The organism is Paracoccus sigandri (genome assembly GCF_003709565.1).
GTDB lineage: Bacteria > Pseudomonadota > Alphaproteobacteria > Rhodobacterales > Rhodobacteraceae > Paracoccus > Paracoccus siganidrum.
Genome location: NZ_QNRC01000007.1, coordinates 212,616 through 234,599 on the forward strand (window position 1 = coordinate 212,616; position 21,984 = coordinate 234,599).

Below are 21,984 nucleotides of genomic sequence, written 5' to 3' on the forward strand. Positions count from 1 at the left end.
GAGGCGACAAGACAAAAAGAAAAGAGCGGGCGCAAGGCCCGCTCTTTCCCTGTGACTGTGATCCGGGGATCAGAAGTCGAAGCGCACACCCATGTCGGCGGTCACGCGCTCTTGATAGTCGCGCTGCAGCGACGCGCCCAGACGGGCACCGCCCAGGTCGTAGTTGACGCCGATACCGAACGCGTTGTCGGTTTCTTTCTGCGTCCAGTCGCCATCGTTGTTGGCGATGTAGGCTTCGATGTTGGTCAGGCCGTCCAGCAGGGTGTAGTCACCATACAGAACGATGGTCTTGCCGAAATCGCTGACCGTGTTCGGGCCGACGATGCCCGGGATCGAGCCGACGTCGCCGTTGTCGATGTAGTTCAGGCCGATGCGGGCCTGCTCGCTGACCGCATAGCGGGCACCGACGAAGTACACGTCGTGGTCGTCATAGCCGGCAGCGTTCAGAGCAGCGGCAGCCGACAGTTCCAGAACGCCGTTCCAGGTGTAGTCGATCGCGACGCTGAATTCTTCTTCCAGCGGCTCACCCCAGAACGCGCTGTCTTCGAACGCGCCGGTTTGATCCGGGTCGACATACGAAGCGCGGACGGTCAGGTCGTCGATGCTGTAGATCGCGGCGATACCGACGCGGTTCGGGCTGCTGTAGGGCGACGATTCATAGGCGAAGAAGGCGCCCAGAGCGTTGCCGCCGACCGAACGGTCGAACGCACCCAGTTCCGATGCGTAGATCAGGCCGGCGCTGTCCAGCGCGGTGTCGACGTTGCCGACTTCGACGGTCAGGCCTTGGCTGGTGACATACAGCTTGCCGGCGTTGGTCGAGGCATCCGTGCCGCGCGAACCGTTGTTCTGGTCCCACTGCAGGCGGAAGCGCGCACCGAAGTCAACGCCGTTATCGGTCGAGGTCGAGGCGTCGATGTTCATCCGCAGACGGCTGATGACTTGCGAGTCATTGAAGCCGCCGGTCAGGGCACCGTCTTCGTAGTATTGCACACCGGTCCGGCCGTAGCCCGAGATGGTCACGTCAGCGGCGGCGACGCCGGCCGACAGCACCAGGGCGGTCGTGGCGAAAAGAGCCTTTTTCATGGTCGTTTTCCCTCTTGTCTCTCTCATGCCCAGAACGGGGTCGCCGCTTTGGGTATGGCCAAGTGTTTGGTCCTTTCCCCCCCCCGATGCAACGGAATCACCGCTTGACTGATTTCTTTAGCCATTTCTGTGATGCACATGGGCCACACCTCGTCGCAACACGCCCTCGGTCGCGGTCGCGGGGTGCCAAGCGGGCTTCCGCCAAGGCGCTTGTGGCGCCGGGGCAATCCGCGCTAAAGCTGCGGCTGACGCGACAATACCGGGGGCTGGAATGAACACCGCACGCGCCGCGAATCTGATGACCGCAACGGTGCTTGTCGCCGCGCTTGCCGCATGTGGCGGCGGTGACGGTGGTGCGAACCGGGGCCCCTCGGCCGGCAGCGACATGCGGCCCGAGGTGCGCACCACCACGATCTGGGACCTGGTCCGCAACAACGAGAATCCGCATACCTCGGTGGGCGTGAACAAATACCTGTGGAATGCCAGCCTCGAGGTGCTGAACTTCCTGCCGATCCAGTCGGTCGATCCCTTCACCGGGGTGATCGTCACCGGCTATGGCACCCCGCCGGGCGGCGGCCGGTCCTATCGCGCGACGATCCGCATCGCCGATCCGGCGCTGGACGCGCGCAGCCTGAAGCTGTCGCTGCAGGGGCCGGGCGGCGCCGCGGTCGCGCCCGGCACGGTGCGCGCGGTCGAGGACGCGATCCTGACCCGCGCCCGGCAGCTGCGCATCCAGGACGGGCGGCTCTAGCGCGCCGAGGGCGGAAAAGGGGGCTTTCCGCCCCCTCGGCCGCAAGCGGCCTCACCCCCGAGGATATTTCAGCCAAGATGAAGGCGGCCGCGAGACGGGCGGCAGACCACTGGACCCTTGATGCCCCGCCGTATAAACCCGGCGGCGACAGACGAATGCCCGAGGTCCTTCCAGATGCCCTACGACCCCTCCAGCCTTGAATCCCGTTGGCAGCAGGCCTGGGCCGATGCCGGCAGCTTCACCGCCACCCGCGACGAGCGGCCGAAATACTATGTGCTGGAGATGTTCCCCTATCCCTCGGGGCGCATCCACATGGGCCATGTGCGCAATTACACGATGGGCGACGTGGTGGCGCGGTTCAAGCGCGCGCAGGGGTTTTCGGTGCTGCACCCGATGGGCTGGGACGCCTTCGGGATGCCGGCCGAGAATGCCGCGATGGAACAGGGCGGCCATCCGCGCGACTGGACCTATGCCAATATCGCCACCATGCGCGAGCAGTTGAAGCCGCTTGGCCTGTCCATCGACTGGAGCCGCGAATTCGCCACCTGCGACGACGGTTACGTGGCGCAGCAGCAGGCGCTGTTCCTGGATTTTCTGGAGGCCGGGCTGATCACCCGCAAGTCGGCGCAGGTGAACTGGGATCCGGTCGACATGACCGTGTTGGCCAATGAGCAGGTGATCGACGGCAAGGGCTGGCGATCCGGCGCGCCGGTCGAGCGCAAGGAACTGACCCAGTGGTTCTTCCGCATCTCGGACTATTCCGAGGAACTGCTGGCGGCGCTGGACGGGTTGAAGGGCTGGCCGGAAAAGGTGCGGCTGATGCAGTCGAACTGGATCGGCAAGTCGCGCGGGCTGCAATTCAGGTTCGAGACCGTCGATGCGCCCGAGGGATTCGGCCGGATCGAGGTCTATACGACCCGGCCCGACACGCTGATGGGTGCCTCGTTCGTAGCGCTGTCGCCGGATCATCCGCTGGTCCGCGGGCTGGCCGCGGCCGATCCGAAGGTTGCCGGTTTCTGCGAGGAATGCCGCCGCATCGGCACCACCGAGGAGGCGATCGAGACCGCGCCGAAGATGGGCTTCGACACCGGCCTGACCGTGCGCCATCCGCTGGACGGCGACTGGCACCTGCCGATCTGGATCGCGAATTTCGTGCTGATGGATTACGGCACTGGCGCGATCTTCGGCAGCCCCGCCCATGACGAGCGCGACCACGAATTCGCCACGAAATACGGGTTGCCGATTCGGGCGACCTTCGGCGAGCGCGGCATGACGCTGGAACAGGCCGACGCGCTGGTCGCCGAGGCCTCGTTCACGCCGCTGAAATCCGAGGTCGTGACCTATGTGCGCGGCTTCGCGGGCCAGCCCGACCAGACCGGCGAGGCCGCCGTCGATGCCGCCATCGCCCATGCCGAGGCCAATGGCTATGGCGAGGGCGTCACGAAATACCGCCTGCGCGACTGGGGCATTTCGCGCCAGCGCTATTGGGGCTGCCCGATCCCGGTGGTGCATTGCGGGACCTGCGGCACCGTCCCCGAGGCCAAGCGGAACCTGCCGGTGCTGCTGCCGCAGGATGTCAGCTTCGACATTCCCGGCAACCCGCTGGACCGCCACCCGACCTGGCGGAACGCGACCTGCCCGCAATGCGGCGGTGCCGCCCTGCGCGAGACCGACACGATGGACACCTTCGTGGACAGCTCGTGGTATTACGCGCGCTTCACCTCGCCCCATGCGGCGACGCCGACCGACCGGGCCGATGCCGATTACTGGATGAACGTCGACCAGTATATCGGCGGTATCGAGCATGCGATCCTGCACCTGCTCTATTCGCGCTTCTTCGCCCGCGCGATGGTGAAGACCGGCCATCTGCCCGAGGCCGCGAAGGAGCCCTTCGATGCGCTGTTCACGCAGGGCATGGTCACGCATGAGATTTACATGACCCGCGACGAGAAGGGGCGTCCGGTCTATCACCTGCCCGAGGATGTCGTGGACGGCAAGCTGGCCGACGGCACGCCGGTCGAGGTGGTGCCCTCGGCCAAGATGTCGAAATCCAAGAAGAACGTCGTCGATCCGGTGAATATCGTCGAAAGCTTCGGCGCCGATACCGCGCGCTGGTTCATGCTGTCGGACAGCCCGCCGGAGCGCGACGTGGAATGGACCGCCGCCGGGGCCGAGGCCGCGCACAAGTTCCTGTCCCGCGTCTGGCGCCTGGCGGAGGAATCGTCCGAGGGCGGCGAGGATCCGGGCCTTGCCCGCGCCGCGCATCGCGCCATCGCCGACGTGACCCGCGCCATCGAGGGCTTCGCCTTCAACAAGGCGGTGGCGAAGATCTACGAGCTGGCCAATGCCGTCGGCAAGTCGACGGCGGGGGGCGAATCGCGCAGGGCGGTGCTGCGGATCATGGCGCAGCTGATGGCGCCGATGGTGCCGCACCTGGCCGAGGATGTCTGGGCGATGGCGGGCGGCAGCGGCATGGTCGTCGATGCCCCCTGGCCGCAGGCCGATCCGGCGATGCTGGAGGATGACAGCGTGACCCTGCCGATCCAGATCAACGGCAAGCGCCGGGCCGAGATCAGCGTGGCCAAGGACATGCCCAAGGACCAGATCGAGGCGCTGGTGCTGGCCGACGAGACGGTGCAGCGCTTCCTGGAGGGGGCAGTGCCGAAGAAGCTGATCGTGGTGCCGGGGCGGATCGTCAATGTGGTCGCCTGAGGGCATGAGCCGCCGCGCGGCCCTGGCCGGGCTGCTGGCGCTGTCGGCCTGCGGGCTGACGCCGGTCTACGGGCCGGGGGGGGCGGGGCGGCGGCTGTTCGGCCAGATCCGCCCGCGCGATCCCGACACATTCGAGGAATTCGCCTTCAACCGCCGGCTGGCCGAGAGGCTGGGCCCCGACAGCGATGCGCGGTTCGAGCTGGACTATCGGATGAATATCGGCGTCGTCGCGCAGGCGATCACCCCCGACGAGGTGACGACCCGCTATTCGCTGAACGGGACGGCGGATTTCGCGCTGAAGGACCGGGCGGGGGCGGTGCTGACCCAGGGGCGGGTCAGCAGCTTCACCTCCTATTCGACGACCGGCACCACCATCGCCACCCTGTCGGCCGAGGCCGATGCGCGGCAGCGGCTGGCCCATATGCTGGCCGACCAGGTGGTCACGCGGCTGCTGGCGGCCTCGGACAAGCTGCCCACATGAACCTGAAGGGCGGCGAAATCGCGCGCTATCTGGCGCGTCCCGACCCGTCCCGACCGGCCCTGCTGATCTATGGCCAGGACGCGATGCGCGTGGCGCTGAAACGGGCCGAGGCGGTGCGCGCGCTGGTGGGCGAGCGGGCCGAGGAGGAGATGCGCCTGACCCGGATGGCCGGGGGCGGGCTGAAGAAGGACCCCGCCCAGCTTCTGGACGCGATCAAGGAGGTCGGCTTCTTTCCCGGCCAGCGCGTCGTCCTGGTCGAGGATACGCCCGATTCCGGGGCCGAGGCGGTCCGGGTCGCGCTGGAGGAATGGCAGCCGGGCGATGCGGTGATCGTGGTCACGGCGGGCGGGCTGGCGAAATCCTCGGCGCTGCGCAAGCTGTTCGAGGGCCATCGCGAGGCCGTGGCCGCGCCGATCTATGACGACCCGCCCGGCGAGGACGAGATCGCCCGCTGGCTGTCCGAGGCCGGGCTGCGCGAGGTGCCGCGCGATGCGATGCGCGACCTGCTGGCGCTGGCCCGCGCGCTGGATCCGGGCGACCTGCGCCAGGTGATCGAGAAGATCGGGCTCTACAAGCATGGCGATCCGGCGCCGCTGACGCCCTCGGAGGTGGCGCTGATGGCACCGGCGACGATCGAGGCGGACCTGGACGAGCTGCTGCATGTCGTGGCCGAGGGGCGGGCGGGCGAATTCGGCGCGCTGATGCGGCGGATCGAGGGGCAGGGCGTCGCGCCGGTGACGCTGTGCATCGCCGCCCTGCGCCATTTCCGCGCCCTGCACCTGGGGGCCGCCGATCCGGGCGGGCCGGGCGCGGGCCTGTCGCGGATGCGCCCGCCGGTCTTCGGCCCGCGCCGCGACCGGATGGCGCGGCAGGCGCAGGCCTGGGGCATGGGCCCGCTGGAGGAGGCGCTGCGGCAGCTGCTGGACACGGACCTGGCGCTGCGCAGCTCGACCTCGGCCCCGGCCATGGCGCTGGTCGAGCGGGTGCTGATCCGGCTGGCGATGATGCCCAAGGGCCGCCGATGACCGAGGCGCCCGAGGCGCTGGTGATCGGCGCGGGACCGGCGGGGCTGATGGCCGCCGAGGTCCTGTCGGCGGGCGGCGCGGAGGTGGTCCTGGCCGAGGCGATGCCGACGCCCGCGCGGAAATTCCTGATGGCCGGCAAGTCGGGGCTGAACCTGACCAGGGACGAGCCCCTGGCCGATTTCGTCGCGCGGTTCGGGGGCAGTCATGGGTATTTGGACAACGAAGAAGACCCGTTCGGCCCTGCCGCGGTGATGGAATGGGCGCGGGGGCTGGGGGTCGAGCTGTTCACCGGCTCGACCGGGCGGGTGTTTCCGGTGGGCATGAAGGCCTCGCCGCTGCTGCGGGCCTGGCTGGCGCGGCTGCGCGGGCAGGGGGTGGCCTTGCGCACGCGCTGGCGCTGGAGCGGGCTGGAGGGCGGTTTTCGCTTCGAGACGCCGGAGGGGGCGCGGCTGTTGCGCCCGCGCGTCGCGGTCCTGGCGCTGGGGGGCGCGAGCTGGCCGCGGCTGGGATCGGATGCGGGCTGGGTGCCGCTGCTGCGTGCGGCGGGCGTGGGGGTCGCGGATCTGCGGCCGGCCAACATGGGGTTCCGCGTCGATTGGTCGGCGCCGATGGCGCGGCATTTCGGGGCGGCGGTGAAGGGCGCCGCGATCCGGGCGGGCAGTTCGGCGACGCGCGGGGAATGGGTCGTTACCCGGCAGGGGATCGAGGGCGGCGGCGTCTATGAGGTTTCCGCCGCGATCCGCGACGGGGCGGCGGCGGAACTGGACCTGGCGCCTGACCTGGACATTGCGGCGCTGGCAGGGCGATTCGCGCGGCCGAGGGGCAGGCTGTCGCTGGGGAACTGGCTGCGCCGGGTGCTGGGCGATCCGGTCAAGGTCGCGCTGCTGCTGGAATGGGGCCGGCCCTTGCCGCAGGACGCAGCGGGCCTTGCGGGCCGCGCCAAGGCGCTGCCGATCCGGCATCGCGGGCCGATGGGGCTGGAGCGGGCGATTTCCTCGGCCGGCGGCATCCGCCTGTCGGAGCTGACCGCCGGGCTGGAGCTGACCGCGCTGCCCGGCAGTTTCGCGGCGGGCGAGATGCTGGACTGGGAAGCGCCCACCGGCGGCTATCTGCTGACCGGCTGCCTGGCCAGCGGCCGGCTCGCAGGCCGGGCGGCACTGGCGCGCCTGCGGCGGGACGAGCCATGAGCCGGCCGCAGGGCGGCTACGACTTTCGCTGCATTGCGGCATAAGCCGTTCCCGACTATCCTCGGGTCATGGGGGGAAACCGCTCGACCGAACGAAAGGGTTTCCGATGGCACATACGATTACCCACTTCTCGCCCGAGACGCGGCGCCGGATCGACGGCTTTCTGACGCGCTTCGGGGACGGCATGAACGCCTATCTGGACGCGCATTCCCGGCGCGACCGGATCGAGGCGCTGGAGGCCAGAAGCGACGAGGAGCTGGCGGCGATGGGGCTGCGGCGCGACCAGATCTCGCGCCACGTCTTTCGCGACATGGTCTGGATCTAGCGGGTCAGCCGGCGATGGCGCGCCGGAAGGCGGGCCGCGCCCGCATCCGTTCCAGGTAATCGGTCAGCCGCGCCTCGGCGATCGGGAATTTCGCGCTGAGCGCCCAGATCAGGCAATGGGTCAGGATGAAGTCGGGCACGGTCATCCGCTCGCCCATCAGGAACGGGCCCTCGGCCAGGCGGTGGACCAGCGTCTTCTGGCTGTGCTCGAATTCCCAGCGTAGCGTGTTCTTGATGGCCGAGAGGCGCATTTCCTCGGGCAGCACGAAGCTGTGGCGGGCGGCCAGCCACAGTGCCGCGTCGAATTCGTCCAGCAGGAACTGGGTCAGGCTGTCCTGGCGGGCGCGGTCCAGGGTGCCGGCCGGGTGGGTCAGGTCGCCGTGGCGGTCGGCCAGATAGGTCAGGATCGCGGTCGAATCGGTGATCGGCGTGCCGTCGTCGATCAGCACCGGCACCTTGCCGGCCGGATTGAAGGCGACGACGCCCTCGCTACGGGGCAGGGCGGCGATATGGCGGAAGGGCAGGCCAAGCTCTTCCAGCATCCACAGCACCCGCAAGGCGCGGCTTTGCGACGTACCAATCACGGTATACACGGGTGGCCCTCCTGACTGACTGTCCTCATGGGGCCGCAGTCAGTCCTTCCAGTCAATGATCATCTGGGTCTGGGTCACGATGGCCGCGACCTTGCCGTCGCCGCGGGTGATGGTAGTCTGCCAGATCTGCGTCGTGCCGCCCAGATGCTGCGGCACCGAGACCGCCCGCGCCACATCGCCCAGTCGCACGGGGCGGATGAAGTTCGTCTTGCTTTCCAGCGTGGTGGTCGCCTTGCCGGGCGGCAGGTGCAGATGCGTGCCGGTGCCGCCGGCATTGTCCGCCAGCCCCATGATCGCGCCGCCATGCAGCACGCCGTTGCGGTTGGCCAGGACCGGCGTCACCTCCATCTGCATCTCGACCCGGTCGGGCGCGGCCGAGACCAGCCGCGCCCCGATATGGCGCGCATATTCGGGCTGGTTCTCGGCCATCTCGCGCAGCCTGTCCCGGTCGTCCTGCATCCCGCGTCCCTCTGTTTCGCCGTTGCCTGCGGCCATATCGCAGCAGGGCGAGCGGGAAGGCAAGGCGGGCGTCGGGGCGGCCGGTTCAGGCCCGCCGGCAGGAGGCGAGCTGCGCGCGATACATCTCGGAGCGCTGGCCGACCTGGGCGGCCACCCGCATCAGCCAGGTCTTCGAGCGATAGGACTGCCGCGCGAAGCCCGAGCGGCCCTCGTGATAGGCCAGGTATTGCGAGGCGGCGTCGCGTTTCGAGATCCCCAGCCGCTGGGTCGAGCCGTGCATGTACCAGCCCATGAAATCGGTCGCGTCGTTGATGTTGTTGCGCTTGGCGCGGCGGTTGCCGGTTTCGCGCATGTATTCCTCCCAGGTGCCGTCCAGCGCCTGCGAATAGCCGAAGGCGCTGCTCTGCCGGCCGATGGGGATGACGCCAAGCGCGTATTGATGCGGGGTGCGCGCGTCGCCGATGAATTTCGATTCCTGGTGGATCGTCGCCATCTGGACATGGACCGGCACGCCCCAGCGGGCCTCGGTGCGCTTCATCGCGCGCAGATAGGCCGGCCGCTCGGCCACGATGGCGCAGGCGTTTTCGAGATTGCGGGGGGCCTTGTAGTCGCCGCCACCGCAGGATGCGACCAGCGCCACGATCGCCAGTTTCAGAAACCTGTTCATCCTGCCCTCTTGTCGTTTTTCCCGGATAATAGGGAAAAACGCCGGGGGATAAAATCACAAAGGCTACAGGTCAGACCGCAAGCACCGCCTGGACGGCCCGTTTCCAAGCGGAATAACGCTGATCGCGGGTGCCGTCGTCCATGCCGGGCCGGAAACGGCGGTCAAGCTGCCAGTCGCGGGCATATTCCCGCGGGCCGGGGCAGATGCCTGCGCGAAAACCCGCCAGCCAGGCGGCGCCCTGGGCGGTGGTTTCGGTGTTTTTGGGCCGGTCCACGGGTGCGCCCAGGATGTCGGCCAGGAACTGCATCGCCGGTTCGCTGGCGGTCATGCCGCCATCGACGCGCAGCACCGCCTCGCCCGCATCGGGCCAGTCCGCCCGCATCGCCTCCAGCAGGTCGCGGGTCTGGAAGCCGACGCTTTCCAGCGCGGCGCGGGCGAATTCGGCGGGCCCGGTATTGCGGGTCAGCCCGAAGATCGCGCCGCGCGCCGAGGGCGCCCAGTAGGGGGCGCCGAGGCCCGTGAAGGCCGGCACCATGATGATGTCCTGGCCGGCATCGGCCTGGGCGGCCAGGGCCTGGGTCTCGCCCGCCTGGCGGATGATCTTCAGCCCGTCGCGCAGCCATTGCACCACCGCGCCGGCGATGAAGATGCTGCCCTCCAGCGCATAGGTGGGCTGGCCGTCCAGCTGATAGGCGATGGTGGTCAGCAGCCGGTTGTCCGAGCGCACGGCCCGCTCGCCCGTGTTCAGCAGCGCGAAGCAGCCGGTGCCATAGGTCGATTTCAGCATGCCGGGCGCGAAGCAGGCCTGGCCGACGGTCGCCGCCTGCTGGTCGCCCGCCACGCCCAGGATCGGGATCTCGCGGCCGAACAGGTCGGCGCGAGTCATGCCGAATTCGGCGGCGCTGTCGAGGACCTCGGGCAGCATCGCGCGGGGAATGTCCAGCAGGCGGCACATCTCCTCCGACCAGCGGCCCTTGCGGATGTCGTAAAGCATCGTGCGCGCGGCATTGGTGGCATCGGTCACATGCGCCCGCCCGCCGGTCAGCTTCCAGATCAGGAAACTGTCCACGGTGCCGAAGGCCAGCTCGCCCGCCTCGGCCCGCTCGCGCGCGCCGTCGACATGGTCCAGCAGCCAGGCGATCTTGGTGGCGCTGAAATAGGGGTCCAGCAGCAGACCGGTGGTGTCGCGGACCAGGTCCTCGTGGCCCTGGTCCTTCAGCTGCGCGCAGAGATCGGCGGTGCGGCGGTCCTGCCAGACGATGGCGCGGTGGATCGGCTGGCCGGTCTTGCGGTCCCAGACCAGCGCGGTCTCGCGCTGGTTGGTGATGCCGATGGCGTCGATGCGCGGATTTCCGGCCTTCTCGATCGCGGCGCGGGCGGTGGCCGCCGATGTGGTCCAGATATCGTCCGCGTCATGCTCGACCCAGCCCGAGCGCGGGAAATGCTGGGCGAATTCCTGCTGCCCGCTGGCCAGGACCTGCAGGTCGTCGCTGAAGACCAGCGCGCGGGACGAGGTCGTCCCCTGATCCATCGCCAGAATCGTCATGCCGCTTTCCTCCCCGGTTTTCTTCGTTGCCCAAATACCCCCGCCGGAGGCACCTGTCCGTGATGCCGGGATTATGGGTATTTGGGCAACGAAGAAAACCAGGCAGGGGCAGCTGCGGTCCGGCGGATCAGTCGCGTAGCATGGCGGCCAGCGCCGCAAGATCCTCGGCGCCCCGGTTGCGCAGCAGCGCCTCGAGCGCGCGGTAATGGGCCAGCACCTTGCGCCCCGCTTGCGTCACCACCGCCCCGCCGCCGCCCGAGCCGCCGCGGCTGCTGTCCACCACCGGCTGGGCGAAGGCGGCGTTCATCTCCTCGACCAGCGACCAGGCGCGCTTATAGCTCATCCCCATCTCGCGCCCCGCGGCCGAGATCGAGCCCAGCCGGTCGATCCCGTCCAGCAGGTCGGCCTTGCCCGGTCCCAGGACCAGCGGATTGGGATATTCGAGGCGCAGCTTGATTCGGGGCATGGGCGACGGCTTCCTGCTCATGGCACCCATGTATCGGGGCAGGGCGCGCGGCGCGCAAGCGCCAAGACGCGGCGTTTCCGTGCCGGTTGGCGCTAACGCGCGTTGCGGCGGGGGGTGCGGCGGGTAAGCTGCCCCCCTGTGTATTCGTGGAGGGACACATGTCAGCAGATGAAATCGTCATCCTGTCGGGGGCGCGCACCGCGATCGGGACCTTCGGCGGCAGCCTTGCGGGGGTGGCGCCGATCGACCTGGCCGCGACCGTGACCCGCGCCGCGCTGGAACGCGCGGGCGTCGCGCCCGAGCAGGTCGGGCAGGTGGTCTTCGGCCATGTCATCAATACCGAGCCGCGCGACATGTACCTGTCCCGCGTCGCCATGCTGGAGGCGGGCATTCCGCATACGGTGCCGGCGATGAACGTGAACCGGCTCTGCGGCTCGGGCGCGCAGGCGATCGTCTCGGCGGTGCAGGTGCTGCAGCTGGGCGAGGCCGATTTCGCCGTCGCGGGCGGTGCCGAAAGCATGAGCCGGGCGCCTTATGCGCTGCCCTCGGCCCGGTTCGGTGCGAAGATGGGCGACTCGACGATGCTGGACATGATGACCGGCGCGCTGACCTGCCCGATGGGCACCGGCCATATGGGCGTCACCGCCGAGAATGTCGCGGCCGAGCATGACATCAGCCGCGCGGCGCAGGACGAATTCGCGCTGGAATCGCAGCGCCGCGCGGCGGCGGCCATCGCGGCGGGCCATTTCCGCGACCAGATCGTGCCGGTCGAGGTCAGGACCCGCAAGGGCGTGGTGGCCTTCGACACCGACGAGCATCCCAAGGAGACCAGCCTGGAGAAGCTGGCCGGGCTGAAGGCGGTCTTCCAGAAGGACGGCTCGGTCACGGCGGGCAATGCCAGCGGCATCAATGACGGCGCGGCGGCGGTGGTGCTGGCGCGGGCGGATGCGGCGGCGAAGGCCGGGCTGGTGCCGCGCGCGCGGGTCCTGGGCCATGCGGTGGCCGGTGTCCGCCCCGAGGTGATGGGCATCGGCCCGATCCCGGCGGTTCAGGCGCTGCTGGCGAAGACCGGGCTGTCGGCCGGCGATTTCGAGGTGATCGAATCGAACGAGGCCTTCGCGGCTCAGGCGCTGGCGGTCAACAAGGGGCTGGGGCTGGATGCCGCGCGCGTGAACCCCAATGGCGGCGCCATCGCGCTTGGCCATCCGGTCGGCGCCACCGGCGCGATCCTGACGGTCAAGGCGCTCTACGAGCTTGAGCGGACCGGCGGATCCAGGGCGCTGATCACCATGTGCATCGGCGGCGGTCAGGGCATCGCCATCGCCATCGAGCGGATCTGACGCATCCCCGCATCGCAGACCGCCGCCTTGCGGGGCGGCGGTTCACGGATCGGCCGATGAGTCGGGGACATAGAGGCGGGCGAGCCATTCGCGGTTTTTCAGCGTCTGGTATTCGAAGTTCCGCCAGTTGAAATCAGGTAAACGGCCCGCGCATTGCTTCCCGAAAGCAACATCCTGCCCGCAAAACGGGAACGGGCCGCCCAGATACGGCGGCCCGCGAGATCCAAGGAGATGGTCCGGTTAGGGATGGAAATCCGTCCGGTCCCAATCAGGGTTTACGACCCTTGGGGCTGCCCTCAGGCCACGGCCCCCCTGACTGTTCCGACACCTCTCTCCACTATCACTCTCGACACTGGACCACCTCCTTTCAAAAAGTTGCCGTTATGGGAGAAGGGTGCCACAGATCGGGAATCTGTCAATCAGATTTCATGCCGGGTGCGCAACAAATTGCGGACGATGAGGCGGAAAGGCACAAGGGCCAGTAGCGCCAGACCAAGTTTGACCAGCCAGTCGGCAGTTGCCAGCGAAATCCACAGCGAAGTGACCGCGCCCTGACCAAGCAGCGGAACGGCCTCGTTCGCCCAGCCGGTATTGGCGTCGGGCGGCAGCAGCGTGGAAAAGGCGATGGTGAAGAACAGCATCGTGTCCACCGCCGATCCGATCAGCGTCGATCCCAGCGGCGCCACCCACCAGCGGTATTTGCGCAACATGTCGAAGACCTGGACGTCCAGCATGTTCGCCACCAGGAAGGCGGTCCCCGAGCCCAGGGCGATGCGCAGCGTGGTCGCGTCCAGCCCGACCGCGATCAGCGAACAGGCGACGCCCGTGACGAATCCCGCCAGCACCACGCGCCGGGCGGGGCCCGGCCCGTAGACGCGGTTGATGATGTCGGTGACCAGGAAGGCGAAGGGATAGGTCAGCGCGCCCCAGGTCAGCCAGTCGCCCAGGACGAACTGCACCAGGATGTTGGAGACCACCACGATGATGGCCATGGCGATGATGCCGGGCAGGTAACGGGTCATGGCTCGGATTTCCGTTTTACAAGGTGGCGGAAGAACTCGGCCCCGTCGCGCGGGGCAGCGCGGGCCATACGCCCCGCCGCCCGTGCTTGTCAATCTTGCCGTGCCTCCGCCTGGGGCGTTTCGATCACCCGGTATTCGACCAGCTCAGTGCGCTGCACGAACAGGAAATTGTCGTCCGAGATCATCGTCAGCCGCACCCCCTGCCCGTCATGCCAGGCCGAGATCCCTTCCAGGTTGTCATATTGCAGCGGCCGCGTCTCCAGCAGGATCTGCTCATCGGCCGGGCCGTCATCGGTCAGCTGCATCCGCCGGATGCGCGAGGAAAAGCCCAGCACGCCGTGGAAGCCGCGTTCCAGCAGGTAGAACCAGCCGTCCGGCCCGTAATCCGAGCCGACCGGCAGCCAGTCGCCGTCGCGGCGGATCGCGTAGGGCTGGCTCCATTCGCCGTCGCGGAAATGCAGCACCGGAAAGGGCGCCTCGGGCGACAGCGAGCGTTCGGGCATGGTCATCAGCGTGCCGTCGGGCAGGATCGCCAGCGATTCGAAGCCGATATTGATGCGCAGCTCTCGCATCCTGGGCGGGCGGGGCAGGCGCGTGGCGGCGGCGTCGGGATGGGCATAGCCGGCGATGCGGTCCAGCCCCTCGAAGCTGACCCAGATGGTGCCGTCGGGGCCGATGGCGATGCCCTCGCTGTCGCCCTGATAGCCGGGCTTCAACGGCGTGCCGGCGCTGTCCTTCAGATGCGCGCGCCCGGCGATGTTCATGCCGCGGATGCGGCCCTCAGGATCGCGGTCGATGCTGCCCCAGAACAGCTGCGCGCGATCCGACAGCGCGTGAAAGCCGCTGCCGTCCTGGCTGATCTCGATGCCGGAGAAGCCGCCGAAATGGCTGTCGCGGTCGCGCCAGACATAGGTGCCGACATATTCCAGCGTTGCGGCCGGCGCAGGGACGCCGGCCGCAAGAAGGATCACGATGGCCGTCGCGGTCAGGGCGCGGAGGCGACGGTTCGGCATTGTGCAGGCAGCTCGCTCAGGCGGTAGGTGCGGGGATGGCGATAGTCGGGATCGGGCGGCACCGGCTTGACGCGGCTGGGATCGATGCGGTTGCGGATCCATTCGCGCGCCTCCTCGCAGCCGTCGCCGGGCGGAGGCGGGTCCTGCCGGCGGCAGATCGAGCCCTGCGGGCAGGACATGCGCACATGGAAATGATAGTCGTGGCTGTTGATCGGCCGCACCTTGCTCAGCCAGCGGCGGTCGCCGGTCTCCATCTGGCACATGGCGACCTTGGCGACGGGATCGACCAGGATACGCTCGACCCGCGGATCGCGGGCGGCGGCGCGCATGATCGACATGTGGCCCGGCGTCCAGTGGCTGGAGAGCTGCGTGCCCGCCCGGTTGGTGATCGAGACCGAGGACAGGCTTTCGCGCTGCGCCGGCGTCAGGGTCAGCGATGAGGGCGGCAGCATCCAGATATCGGCGTCCAGCCCGATCTGGTGGCTGGCATGGCCGGTCAGCATCGGCCCGCCGCGTGGCTGGCTGATGTCGCCGATATAGAGCCCCTGCCAGCCCGCCTGCTGCGCCGCGCGCGACAGGCCGATCAGGAACTCGATCATCTGCGGGTGGCCCCAGTTGCGGTTCCTGGACAGTCGCATCGCCTGCCAGCTTGGCCCGGTTTCGGGCAGCTGCACGAAGCCCTGCCCGCAGCCCTGCGAGTAGAACCCGATCGACACGGGTGGTCCCTGGGAACTGCCGCGGAAATTGCCGAAGACATCCTTGGCCAGCGGATCGGCCGATGCCGGCCCCGCCATTCCCAGCCCAAGCCCCAGCATCATGGCCGCGGCGGTCAATATGTTGCGGATCACTGCCCTGCCTCTCCCTCTGCTTTGACCCAGATTAGCAAAACCAGCGCCAGAAGGAACATCACGATCAGCGGAGAGATGCCGATGCGCTGGCTGCCGGTCAGGTCGGTGACCAGCGCGATGGTGAAGGGGGCCAGGAAGGCGGTAGCCTTGCCCGACAGCGCATAGAGGCCGAAGCCCTCGGTCGCGCGTTCCTCGGTGGTGTGGCGCACCATCATGGTGCGGCTGGCGGCCTGCAGCGCGCCCCCGGCGCCGCCGATCAGGATGCCGCAGCCGAAGAAGACCAGGTCGGGCAGGTAGAGCGTGGCCAGAAGCGGCTGGTCCGGGACGGGGATGCCGAAGATCGCGTCGCGGTCCATGCCGACGACGACCGTGCAGACGCCGATCAGCATCAGCGTGCAGGCGATGATGACCGGCTTCGGCCCCCAGCGGCGGTCGGACCTGCCGCCGATCCAGCTGATCACCGCCGCCGAGATCGCGCTGACGACGCCGAAGATCCCGGCCAGGAAGACCGGCCAGCCCAGCACCGTGCCGGCATAGACCCCGCCGAAGCCGTAAAGCCCGTTCAGCGCGTCGCGCGAGAACATCGAGCTGACCAGCCAGCTGGCCAGGCTGCGGCGGTGGCGCAGGCTGCGGATCAGCAGCCACAGGTCGCGCATCGCCACGCCCAGCCGGATCGGGCGGCGCGGGCCGCGCGGCTCCTTCACCCACAAAAAGAAGGGGATCATGAAGACGACATACCAGATCGCCACGAAGGGACCGACGAAGCGGGTGCCCTCGCGCTGCGCCGCATCCAGCCCGAACAGCGGATCGAGGCCCAGCAGCGTCTTGCCGCCTGGGGTTTCCTGAAACAGCAGCAGCATCATCGCCAGCGCCGCCACCCCGCCCAGATAGCCGAAGGCATAGCCGGAGCCCGACAGCCGGCCGATCTCGTCCCGAGGCGCGAGGCCCGGCAGCAGCGCATTGGTGAAGATGGTCGCGAACTCGACCCCGATCAGGCCGATGCCGAACAGCGTGACCGCCTGGATCAGTGCGGGCTGGTCGGGCATCAGGAACCACAGCCCGGCCGCGCCCAGCACGTAAAGGCCCGAGAACAGCCAGATCCACGGCATCCGCCGCCCCGACGTGTCCGCGATCGCCCCCAGGACCGGCGCCAGCACCGCGATCACCGCGCCGCTGACGGCCAGCCCATAGCCCCACAGCGCCTGCGCATTCGCCCCGGCCAGCGTGCTGCTGTCGCCAAGGGCGATGAAATGGCGCTTGGCGACCTCGGCGAAATAGATCGAGAAGACGAAGGTCAGCAGCAGGGTGTGATAGGGCTGGCTGGCCCAGTCGAAGAACCACCACCCCCAGATCCGCTTGCGGTTCATGCCTGCCCCTTCCCGTCGCGCTGGCGCCATAAGGCAGAAGGGGGGTCAGGCTGGCAAGTGTCCTTTTGCCTCGGGCGGCAGTTCCGGGGGCCAGGGGCGCTGCGCGTCGGCCTCGATCCAGGCGGCGACCCAGCCGGGCAGGGGCGGGCTGTCGGGGTTCTGTCCCAGCGCGGCGATGACCTCGGCCGGCGGCACGATGCCCTGCGCCGATGTCACCGCCGAACGCAGCAGCATCTGGTTGCAGCATTCGCCGCGCCGCCACATGCTCTGTTCCATATAGAAGAAGCGGTGATCCCAGCCGACCATGCGCGACACCATGGAAAAGCGGTCGAACATGCGGATGCGCTTGCGGTAGCGGGTCGAGTTGCCGGCGACGGTGATCCCCCATTTCCGCTGCCGCAGGACCGGGATCAGCCCGACGCGCTGCGCCATCGGGATCCGGCCCAGGTCATAGAGCGTCAGGGTGCGGCCGTTGTTCAGCTCGATCCAGGGGTCCAGGTCCCAGGGCCAGCAGATATGGGTCGAGACATGGCTGTCCGTCGGTCCCAGCGGCGGGGCATTGCGGAACTTGACCATCTCCTTCACGAAGCGCAGCAGCGGATACATCGGCGTTCCTCTTGCGGTTTGGCCCGGCTTCGCGCGCCGCAAGGGCAAGGTCAACCAGCGACGCGGCGGCAACCGGGTTGCGCCCGGCCCGCCGCGCCGCCATACAGGGCCCATCGGACGGGGCGCAGACGCGACAACGAGGGCACGATGGTAACGCTTTATCAGGCTTTGCAACTGATCCTGCAGGTGGTGTGGTTCCTGATGATCGTCCACATCATCATGTCGTGGCTGATCAACTTCCAGGTCCTGAACCTGCGCCAGCCGCTGATCGCGCAGCTGTGGGACGGCCTGACCCGGCTGCTGGAGCCGATCTATCGCCCGATCCGCAACATCCTTCCCAATACCGGCGGGCTGGACCTGGCGCCGCTGGTCCTGTTCATCATCATCATCATCCTGCAGCGCGCCCTGGCGAACAATGCGGGCTTCTTCTACGGAATGTGATGCTGGGGGACGCGATGCTGGACCGGCCGACGGCATCCGAACTGCTGCGACAGGTCTGGGGCTTCGACGGCTTCCGCCCCGGCCAGGGCGAGATCGTCGAGGCCGTGGCCGACGGCCGGGACGTGCTGGCGATCATGCCCACCGGCGGCGGCAAGTCGCTGTGCTTCCAGCTGCCGGCGCTGATGCGCGAGGGGGTGACGGTGGTCATCTCGCCGCTGATCGCGCTGATGCGCGACCAGGTGCGCGCGTTACGCGAGGCCGGGGTGGCGGCGGGGGCGCTGACCTCGGGCAATACGCAAGAGGAAACCGACGCGGTCTATGAGGCGCTGTCGCGGGGCGGGCTGAAGCTGCTCTACATGGCGCCGGAACGGCTGGCCGCGGGCGGGACGGTGAACCTGCTGCGCCGCTCCGGCGTGACCGCGATCGCCGTGGACGAGGCGCATTGCGTCAGCCAGTGGGGCCACGACTTCCGCCCCGACTATCTGCGCATCGGCGACCTGAAGCGTGCGCTGGACGTGCCGCTGGCGGCCTTCACCGCCACCGCCGATGCCGAGACGCGGGCCGAGATCGTCACCCGCCTGTTCGAGGGGCGGGATCCCACCACCTTCCTGCGCGGCTTCGACCGGCCGAACATCCGGCTGGCCTTCCAGCCCAAGGACAACCCGCGCAAGCAGCTGCTGAATTTCGTCGCCGCCCGGCGCGGCCAGTCGGGCATCGTCTATTGCGCCAGCCGCGCCCGGACCGAGACCCTGGCCGATGCGCTGGAACAGGCCGGCCATGCCGCCGCCGCCTATCACGCCGGCATGGAAGCGCTGCACCGCCGCGCGGTCGAGACCCGCTTCCAGCGCGAGGACGGGCTGATCGTCGTCGCCACCATCGCCTTCGGCATGGGCATCGACAAGCCCGACATCCGCTGGGTGCTGCATGCCGACCTGCCGAAATCGATCGAGGGCTATTACCAGGAGATCGGCCGCGCCGGGCGCGACGGCGACCCGGCCGAGGCCCTGGCGCTCTATGGTCCCGACGACATCCGCCTGCGCCGCACGCAGATCGACGAGGGGCTGGCCGAGGACGCCCGCAAGGCCGCCGATCACGGCCGGCTGAACGCGCTGCTGGGCCTGGCCGAGGCCACCGGCTGCCGCCGCCGCCAGCTGCTGGGCTATTTCGGCGAGGACCTGGCGGCGGATTGCGGCAATTGCGATCTGTGTGCCAGCCCGCCGCGCCTGTTTGACGCCACCCAGGCAGTGCGCAAGGCGCTGTCGGCCATGGTGCGGACCGGCGAATGGTTCGGCGCGGGCCACCTGATCGACATCCTGACCGGCAACCCGACCGAAAAGGTGCGCGAGCGCGGCCATGACCGCCTGCCGACCTTCGGCGTCGGCCGCGAGCTGGGCAAGGGCCAGTGGCAGGCGATCTTTCGGCAGATGATGGGCCGCGACCTGTGCCGCCCCGACCCCGCGCGCCACGGCGCCCTGCACCTGACCGAGGCCGCCCATCCGGTCCTGCGCGGCGAAACCCCGGTGACGCTGCGCCATGACGTGACCCAGCGCGAAAAGCCCGCCACGGTGCTGCGCACGCAGGTCTCGGAAGAAGACGAGCCGCTGCTGTCGGCGCTGAAGGCCAAGCGCCGCGCGCTGGCCGAGGCCGCCCGCGTGCCCGCCTATGTCATCTTCCCCGACCGCACCCTGATCGAGATGGCCGAGCGCCGCCCCCGCGACCTGGACCAGATGGCGCAGGTCAGCGGCGTGGGGGCGAAGAAGCTGGAAAGCTATGGCCGCGACTTCCTGGCGGTGATCGCGGGCGAGGTGCCGGACATGCACCCCATGCGGCGCAAGCTGGCGGGACGGCCGGAAGGGGCGCTGTTCGACCGGCTGGTCGAGGCGCAGAACTGGCTGGCGCGGGGCGAGGACGGGACCGGAAAGCCGCTGTCCTGCTCGACCGCGCAGATCCGGCGCATCGCCGAGGCGCGGCCCGCCGATCTTGGCGCGCTGTCGCGCCACCTCGATTCGGCCCGCCTGGACCGCTTCGGCGCGGCCTTCCTGGACGAAATCGCCGCCGGACAGGCCTGAAAACCCGCCTTTTCGATCAGCATTGCGTGAAACCGCGCGCCTGGATGTGACGCGGCGGGGCCTGGTAACCTATTCTTGGGGAAAGCCGTGGCATCATGCCCGCGCGTGCCGGAGGTGCAGGATGAAGCTGAAATGGTCCGATGTGACGCCGCGGGCGGATTACCTGAACCGGCGGGCCTTCATCGCGGCGGGCGCCGCGCTTGCGGCCTCGCCCGCGCTTGCGCTGAGCGGCAGGCCCTCGGGCCTTTCGACCGATGAGAAGCCGAACACGCTGGAAGAGATCACCAACTACAACAATTTCTACGAATTCGGCACCGGCAAGGAGGATCCGGCCCGCAATGCCGGATCGCTGACCACCGATCCCTGGTCGGTCGAGATCGCCGGCATGGTCGATCGGCCCGGCCAATACGGCGTCGAGGACCTGGCCCCAGACAACGCGCTGGAACAGCGTATCTATCGCCTGCGCTGCGTCGAGGGCTGGTCGATGGTGATTCCCTGGATCGGCGTGCCGCTGGCCTCGGTCCTGGAGCGGGCGGGCGTGCAGTCCGGCGCGAAATTCGTCGAGTTCCGCACCCTGCTGCGCCCGGAAGAAATGCCGGGCCAGCGCTATCCGATCCTGTCCTGGCCCTATATCGAGGGGCTGCGCCTGGACGAGGCCACCCATCCGCTGACGATCCTGGCCACCGGGCTTTACGACGACGCGCTGCCCAACCAGAACGGCGCGCCGATCCGGCTGGTGGTGCCGTGGAAATACGGCTTCAAGTCGATCAAGTCGATCGTGCGCATCACCCTGACCGACCAGCAGCCCCTGCCGACCTGGCAGCGGATGCAGCCGCGCGAATACGGCTTCTATGCCAATGTGAACCCGCAGGTGGACCATCCGCGCTGGTCCCAGGCGACGGAACGGCGAATCGGCGCGGGCCTGTTTGGCGGACGGCAGGAGACGCTGATGTTCAACGGCTATGCCGACCAGGTGGCTTCGCTCTATGCCGGGATGGATCTGGCGAAAGACTATTGATGGTGGCGGCTCTGAACGGCTGGCTGCGCCGGGTCCCGGTCTGGGTGCTCTGGCTGGCGGGACTGATTCCGCTTGGCCTGCTGGTCTGGGACATCTTCACCGGCGGGCTGGGGGTCGAGCCGATTCGCGACATCGAGCATCGCCTTGGCCGCACGGCGCTGTATTTCCTGGTGGCCAGCCTGGCCGTGACCCCGGTCCTGCGGCTGTCCCGCGTGAACCTGCTGCGATTCCGCCGGGCGCTGGGGCTTCTGTGCTTCACCTATGCCGGGCTGCACCTGCTGGCCTGGATCAGCATGGACATGGGATTCCTCTGGGCGCAGATGGCGCGCGACGTGGTGAAGCGCCCCTATCTGCTGTTCGGCATGGCGGCCTTCCTGATGCTGCTGGCGCTGGCCGCGACCTCGAACGACTGGTCGATCCGCCGCCTGGGCGGCCATGCCTGGCGGCGCCTGCACCGGCTTGTCTACCTGGCCGCCCCGCTGGTGGCGCTGCACTGGATCTGGTCGCTGAAGACTTTCCCGGTCAGGCCCGGCTTCTGGCTGGCGGTGATTCTGGCGCTTTTGGCGCTGCGGGTCGCGACGCGGCGCCCGAAAGGCATTCGGCTTCGGAAAGGTGACGAAAAAAGCAAAGCAAATACAGCTGCTTAGAGAAAACATGACGTTTCAGCGAAAATTTTCGTCGAAACCCTCTTGCGGGTCCCGGCACTGAACCGTAAATACCGCCTCACCGAGACGACGGGGACGCCGGAACGGGGCGGAAGGAAGCGGAAACGCAGAGCTTCGCAAGACAATCTGGAAAGGAAGCGGCTGGGTTAGCGCTAAGGAATTGGCGCTCCGGTTGATTTTTTTCCTCTTGCTTTTTGACATTGATGTATCATTGAAGGGATATGCGGGCGGTTTGGTCGTTTTTCGACTGAGGAGTTTGCATATCGGCCTGGTAGCTTCGGCGATGATCCAGGTGTCAGCT

At 68.4% G+C, this 21,984-nt stretch carries 23 protein-coding genes; 11 read left to right on the forward strand and 12 right to left on the reverse strand.

Annotated elements, in window-relative coordinates; translation table 11 throughout:
• Positions 1-69: 69 nt before the first annotated feature.
• A complete protein-coding gene (locus tag C9E82_RS08960; protein WP_170162185.1) occupies positions 70-1,083 on the reverse strand; it encodes a porin in 1,014 nt (337 codons plus the stop codon).
• Between the two features lie 271 nt (positions 1,084-1,354).
• Here C9E82_RS08960 and C9E82_RS08965 point away from each other — a divergent pair, with 271 nt between their 5' ends.
• The 6 genes from C9E82_RS08965 (at position 1,355) to C9E82_RS08990 (ending at position 7,564) form a co-directional block, all read left to right on the forward strand.
• Positions 1,355-1,834, forward strand: coding sequence for a DUF3576 domain-containing protein (locus C9E82_RS08965; protein WP_119901047.1), 480 nt, complete (start codon positions 1,355-1,357; stop codon positions 1,832-1,834).
• Positions 1,835-2,008: 174 nt separating this feature from the next.
• Complete coding sequence (gene leuS, locus C9E82_RS08970; protein WP_119901048.1) at positions 2,009-4,546, forward strand: leucine--tRNA ligase; 2,538 nt, start codon at positions 2,009-2,011, stop codon at positions 4,544-4,546.
• Positions 4,547-4,550: 4 nt separating this feature from the next.
• Entirely contained in the window at positions 4,551-5,027 is a 477-nt protein-coding gene (gene lptE, locus C9E82_RS08975) for an LPS assembly lipoprotein LptE (RefSeq protein ID WP_244936008.1), read from the forward strand.
• Entirely contained in the window at positions 5,024-6,052 is a 1,029-nt protein-coding gene (holA, locus tag C9E82_RS08980) for a DNA polymerase III subunit delta (protein WP_122449245.1), read from the forward strand. Before lptE ends, holA begins: the two co-directional genes overlap by 4 nt.
• Positions 6,049-7,239 carry a BaiN/RdsA family NAD(P)/FAD-dependent oxidoreductase gene (locus C9E82_RS08985; protein ID WP_119900436.1) on the forward strand — a complete coding sequence of 397 codons (1,191 nt, stop codon included), beginning with the start codon at positions 6,049-6,051 and terminating at the stop codon, positions 7,237-7,239. Before holA ends, C9E82_RS08985 begins: the two co-directional genes overlap by 4 nt.
• Before the next feature lie 106 nt (positions 7,240-7,345).
• The gene (locus C9E82_RS08990; RefSeq protein WP_119900437.1) at positions 7,346-7,564 is read left to right on the forward strand and encodes a hypothetical protein; all 219 of its coding nucleotides are present in this window, start codon (positions 7,346-7,348) and stop codon (positions 7,562-7,564) included.
• A gap of 4 nt (positions 7,565-7,568) precedes the next feature.
• Here C9E82_RS08990 and C9E82_RS08995 read toward each other — a convergent pair whose 3' ends face one another.
• From C9E82_RS08995 to C9E82_RS09015, 5 genes are all read right to left on the reverse strand, one after another.
• Positions 7,569-8,156, reverse strand: coding sequence for a glutathione S-transferase family protein (locus C9E82_RS08995; protein WP_119900438.1), 588 nt, complete (start codon positions 8,154-8,156; stop codon positions 7,569-7,571).
• A gap of 39 nt (positions 8,157-8,195) precedes the next feature.
• Positions 8,196-8,615 (reverse strand): PaaI family thioesterase, encoded by a 420-nt coding sequence (locus tag C9E82_RS09000; RefSeq protein WP_240643661.1) that lies wholly within the window; start codon positions 8,613-8,615, stop codon positions 8,196-8,198.
• Positions 8,616-8,700: 85 nt separating this feature from the next.
• Positions 8,701-9,282, reverse strand: coding sequence for a transglycosylase SLT domain-containing protein (locus C9E82_RS09005; protein ID WP_119900439.1), 582 nt, complete (start codon positions 9,280-9,282; stop codon positions 8,701-8,703).
• Between the two features lie 70 nt (positions 9,283-9,352).
• Positions 9,353-10,828, reverse strand: a complete 1,476-nt coding sequence (gene glpK / locus C9E82_RS09010; protein WP_119900440.1) for a glycerol kinase GlpK — start codon at positions 10,826-10,828, stop codon at positions 9,353-9,355.
• Between the two features lie 127 nt (positions 10,829-10,955).
• Positions 10,956-11,294: a winged helix-turn-helix domain-containing protein gene (locus C9E82_RS09015; protein ID WP_240643662.1), complete on the reverse strand. Its 339-nt coding sequence runs from the start codon at positions 11,292-11,294 to the stop codon at positions 10,956-10,958.
• A gap of 158 nt (positions 11,295-11,452) precedes the next feature.
• Here C9E82_RS09015 and C9E82_RS09020 point away from each other — a divergent pair, with 158 nt between their 5' ends.
• Positions 11,453-12,634 carry an acetyl-CoA C-acyltransferase family protein gene (locus C9E82_RS09020; protein WP_119900442.1) on the forward strand — a complete coding sequence of 394 codons (1,182 nt, stop codon included), beginning with the start codon at positions 11,453-11,455 and terminating at the stop codon, positions 12,632-12,634.
• A 419-nt stretch (positions 12,635-13,053) separates the two neighbouring features.
• Here C9E82_RS09020 and C9E82_RS09025 read toward each other — a convergent pair whose 3' ends face one another.
• The 5 genes from C9E82_RS09025 to C9E82_RS09045 all read right to left on the reverse strand — a co-directional run bounded on the left by C9E82_RS09025 (position 13,054) and on the right by C9E82_RS09045 (position 17,490).
• Positions 13,054-13,656, reverse strand: coding sequence for a queuosine precursor transporter (locus C9E82_RS09025; RefSeq protein WP_119900443.1), 603 nt, complete (start codon positions 13,654-13,656; stop codon positions 13,054-13,056).
• Positions 13,657-13,745: 89 nt separating this feature from the next.
• Entirely contained in the window at positions 13,746-14,669 is a 924-nt protein-coding gene (locus tag C9E82_RS09030) for an esterase-like activity of phytase family protein (protein ID WP_119900444.1), read from the reverse strand.
• The gene (gene mepA, locus C9E82_RS09035; protein WP_119900445.1) at positions 14,642-15,517 is read right to left on the reverse strand and encodes a penicillin-insensitive murein endopeptidase; all 876 of its coding nucleotides are present in this window, start codon (positions 15,515-15,517) and stop codon (positions 14,642-14,644) included. The genes C9E82_RS09030 and mepA overlap by 28 nt, the downstream gene beginning before the upstream one ends.
• Positions 15,514-16,884, reverse strand: coding sequence for an MFS transporter (locus tag C9E82_RS09040; protein ID WP_119900446.1), 1,371 nt, complete (start codon positions 16,882-16,884; stop codon positions 15,514-15,516). Before C9E82_RS09040 ends, mepA begins: the two co-directional genes overlap by 4 nt.
• Positions 16,885-16,929: 45 nt before the next feature.
• Positions 16,930-17,490: an acyl-CoA thioesterase gene (locus C9E82_RS09045; RefSeq protein ID WP_119900447.1), complete on the reverse strand. Its 561-nt coding sequence runs from the start codon at positions 17,488-17,490 to the stop codon at positions 16,930-16,932.
• A 147-nt stretch (positions 17,491-17,637) separates the two neighbouring features.
• Here C9E82_RS09045 and C9E82_RS09050 point away from each other — a divergent pair, with 147 nt between their 5' ends.
• The 4 genes from C9E82_RS09050 to C9E82_RS09065 all read left to right on the forward strand — a co-directional run bounded on the left by C9E82_RS09050 (position 17,638) and on the right by C9E82_RS09065 (position 21,665).
• The gene (locus C9E82_RS09050; RefSeq protein WP_119900448.1) at positions 17,638-17,931 is read left to right on the forward strand and encodes a YggT family protein; all 294 of its coding nucleotides are present in this window, start codon (positions 17,638-17,640) and stop codon (positions 17,929-17,931) included.
• Entirely contained in the window at positions 17,931-20,000 is a 2,070-nt protein-coding gene (gene recQ / locus C9E82_RS09055; RefSeq protein ID WP_240643663.1) for a DNA helicase RecQ, read from the forward strand. Before C9E82_RS09050 ends, recQ begins: the two co-directional genes overlap by 1 nt.
• A 121-nt stretch (positions 20,001-20,121) precedes the next feature.
• Positions 20,122-21,018 carry a protein-methionine-sulfoxide reductase catalytic subunit MsrP gene (gene msrP / locus C9E82_RS09060; RefSeq protein ID WP_119900449.1) on the forward strand — a complete coding sequence of 299 codons (897 nt, stop codon included), beginning with the start codon at positions 20,122-20,124 and terminating at the stop codon, positions 21,016-21,018.
• Entirely contained in the window at positions 21,018-21,665 is a 648-nt protein-coding gene (locus tag C9E82_RS09065; RefSeq protein WP_119900450.1) for a protein-methionine-sulfoxide reductase heme-binding subunit MsrQ, read from the forward strand. The genes msrP and C9E82_RS09065 overlap by 1 nt, the downstream gene beginning before the upstream one ends.
• A 15-nt stretch (positions 21,666-21,680) precedes the next feature.
• Here C9E82_RS09065 and C9E82_RS24780 read toward each other — a convergent pair.
• A partial coding sequence (locus C9E82_RS24780; RefSeq protein WP_205962224.1) for a hypothetical protein occupies positions 21,681-21,984 on the reverse strand: 304 nt, incomplete at its 5' end.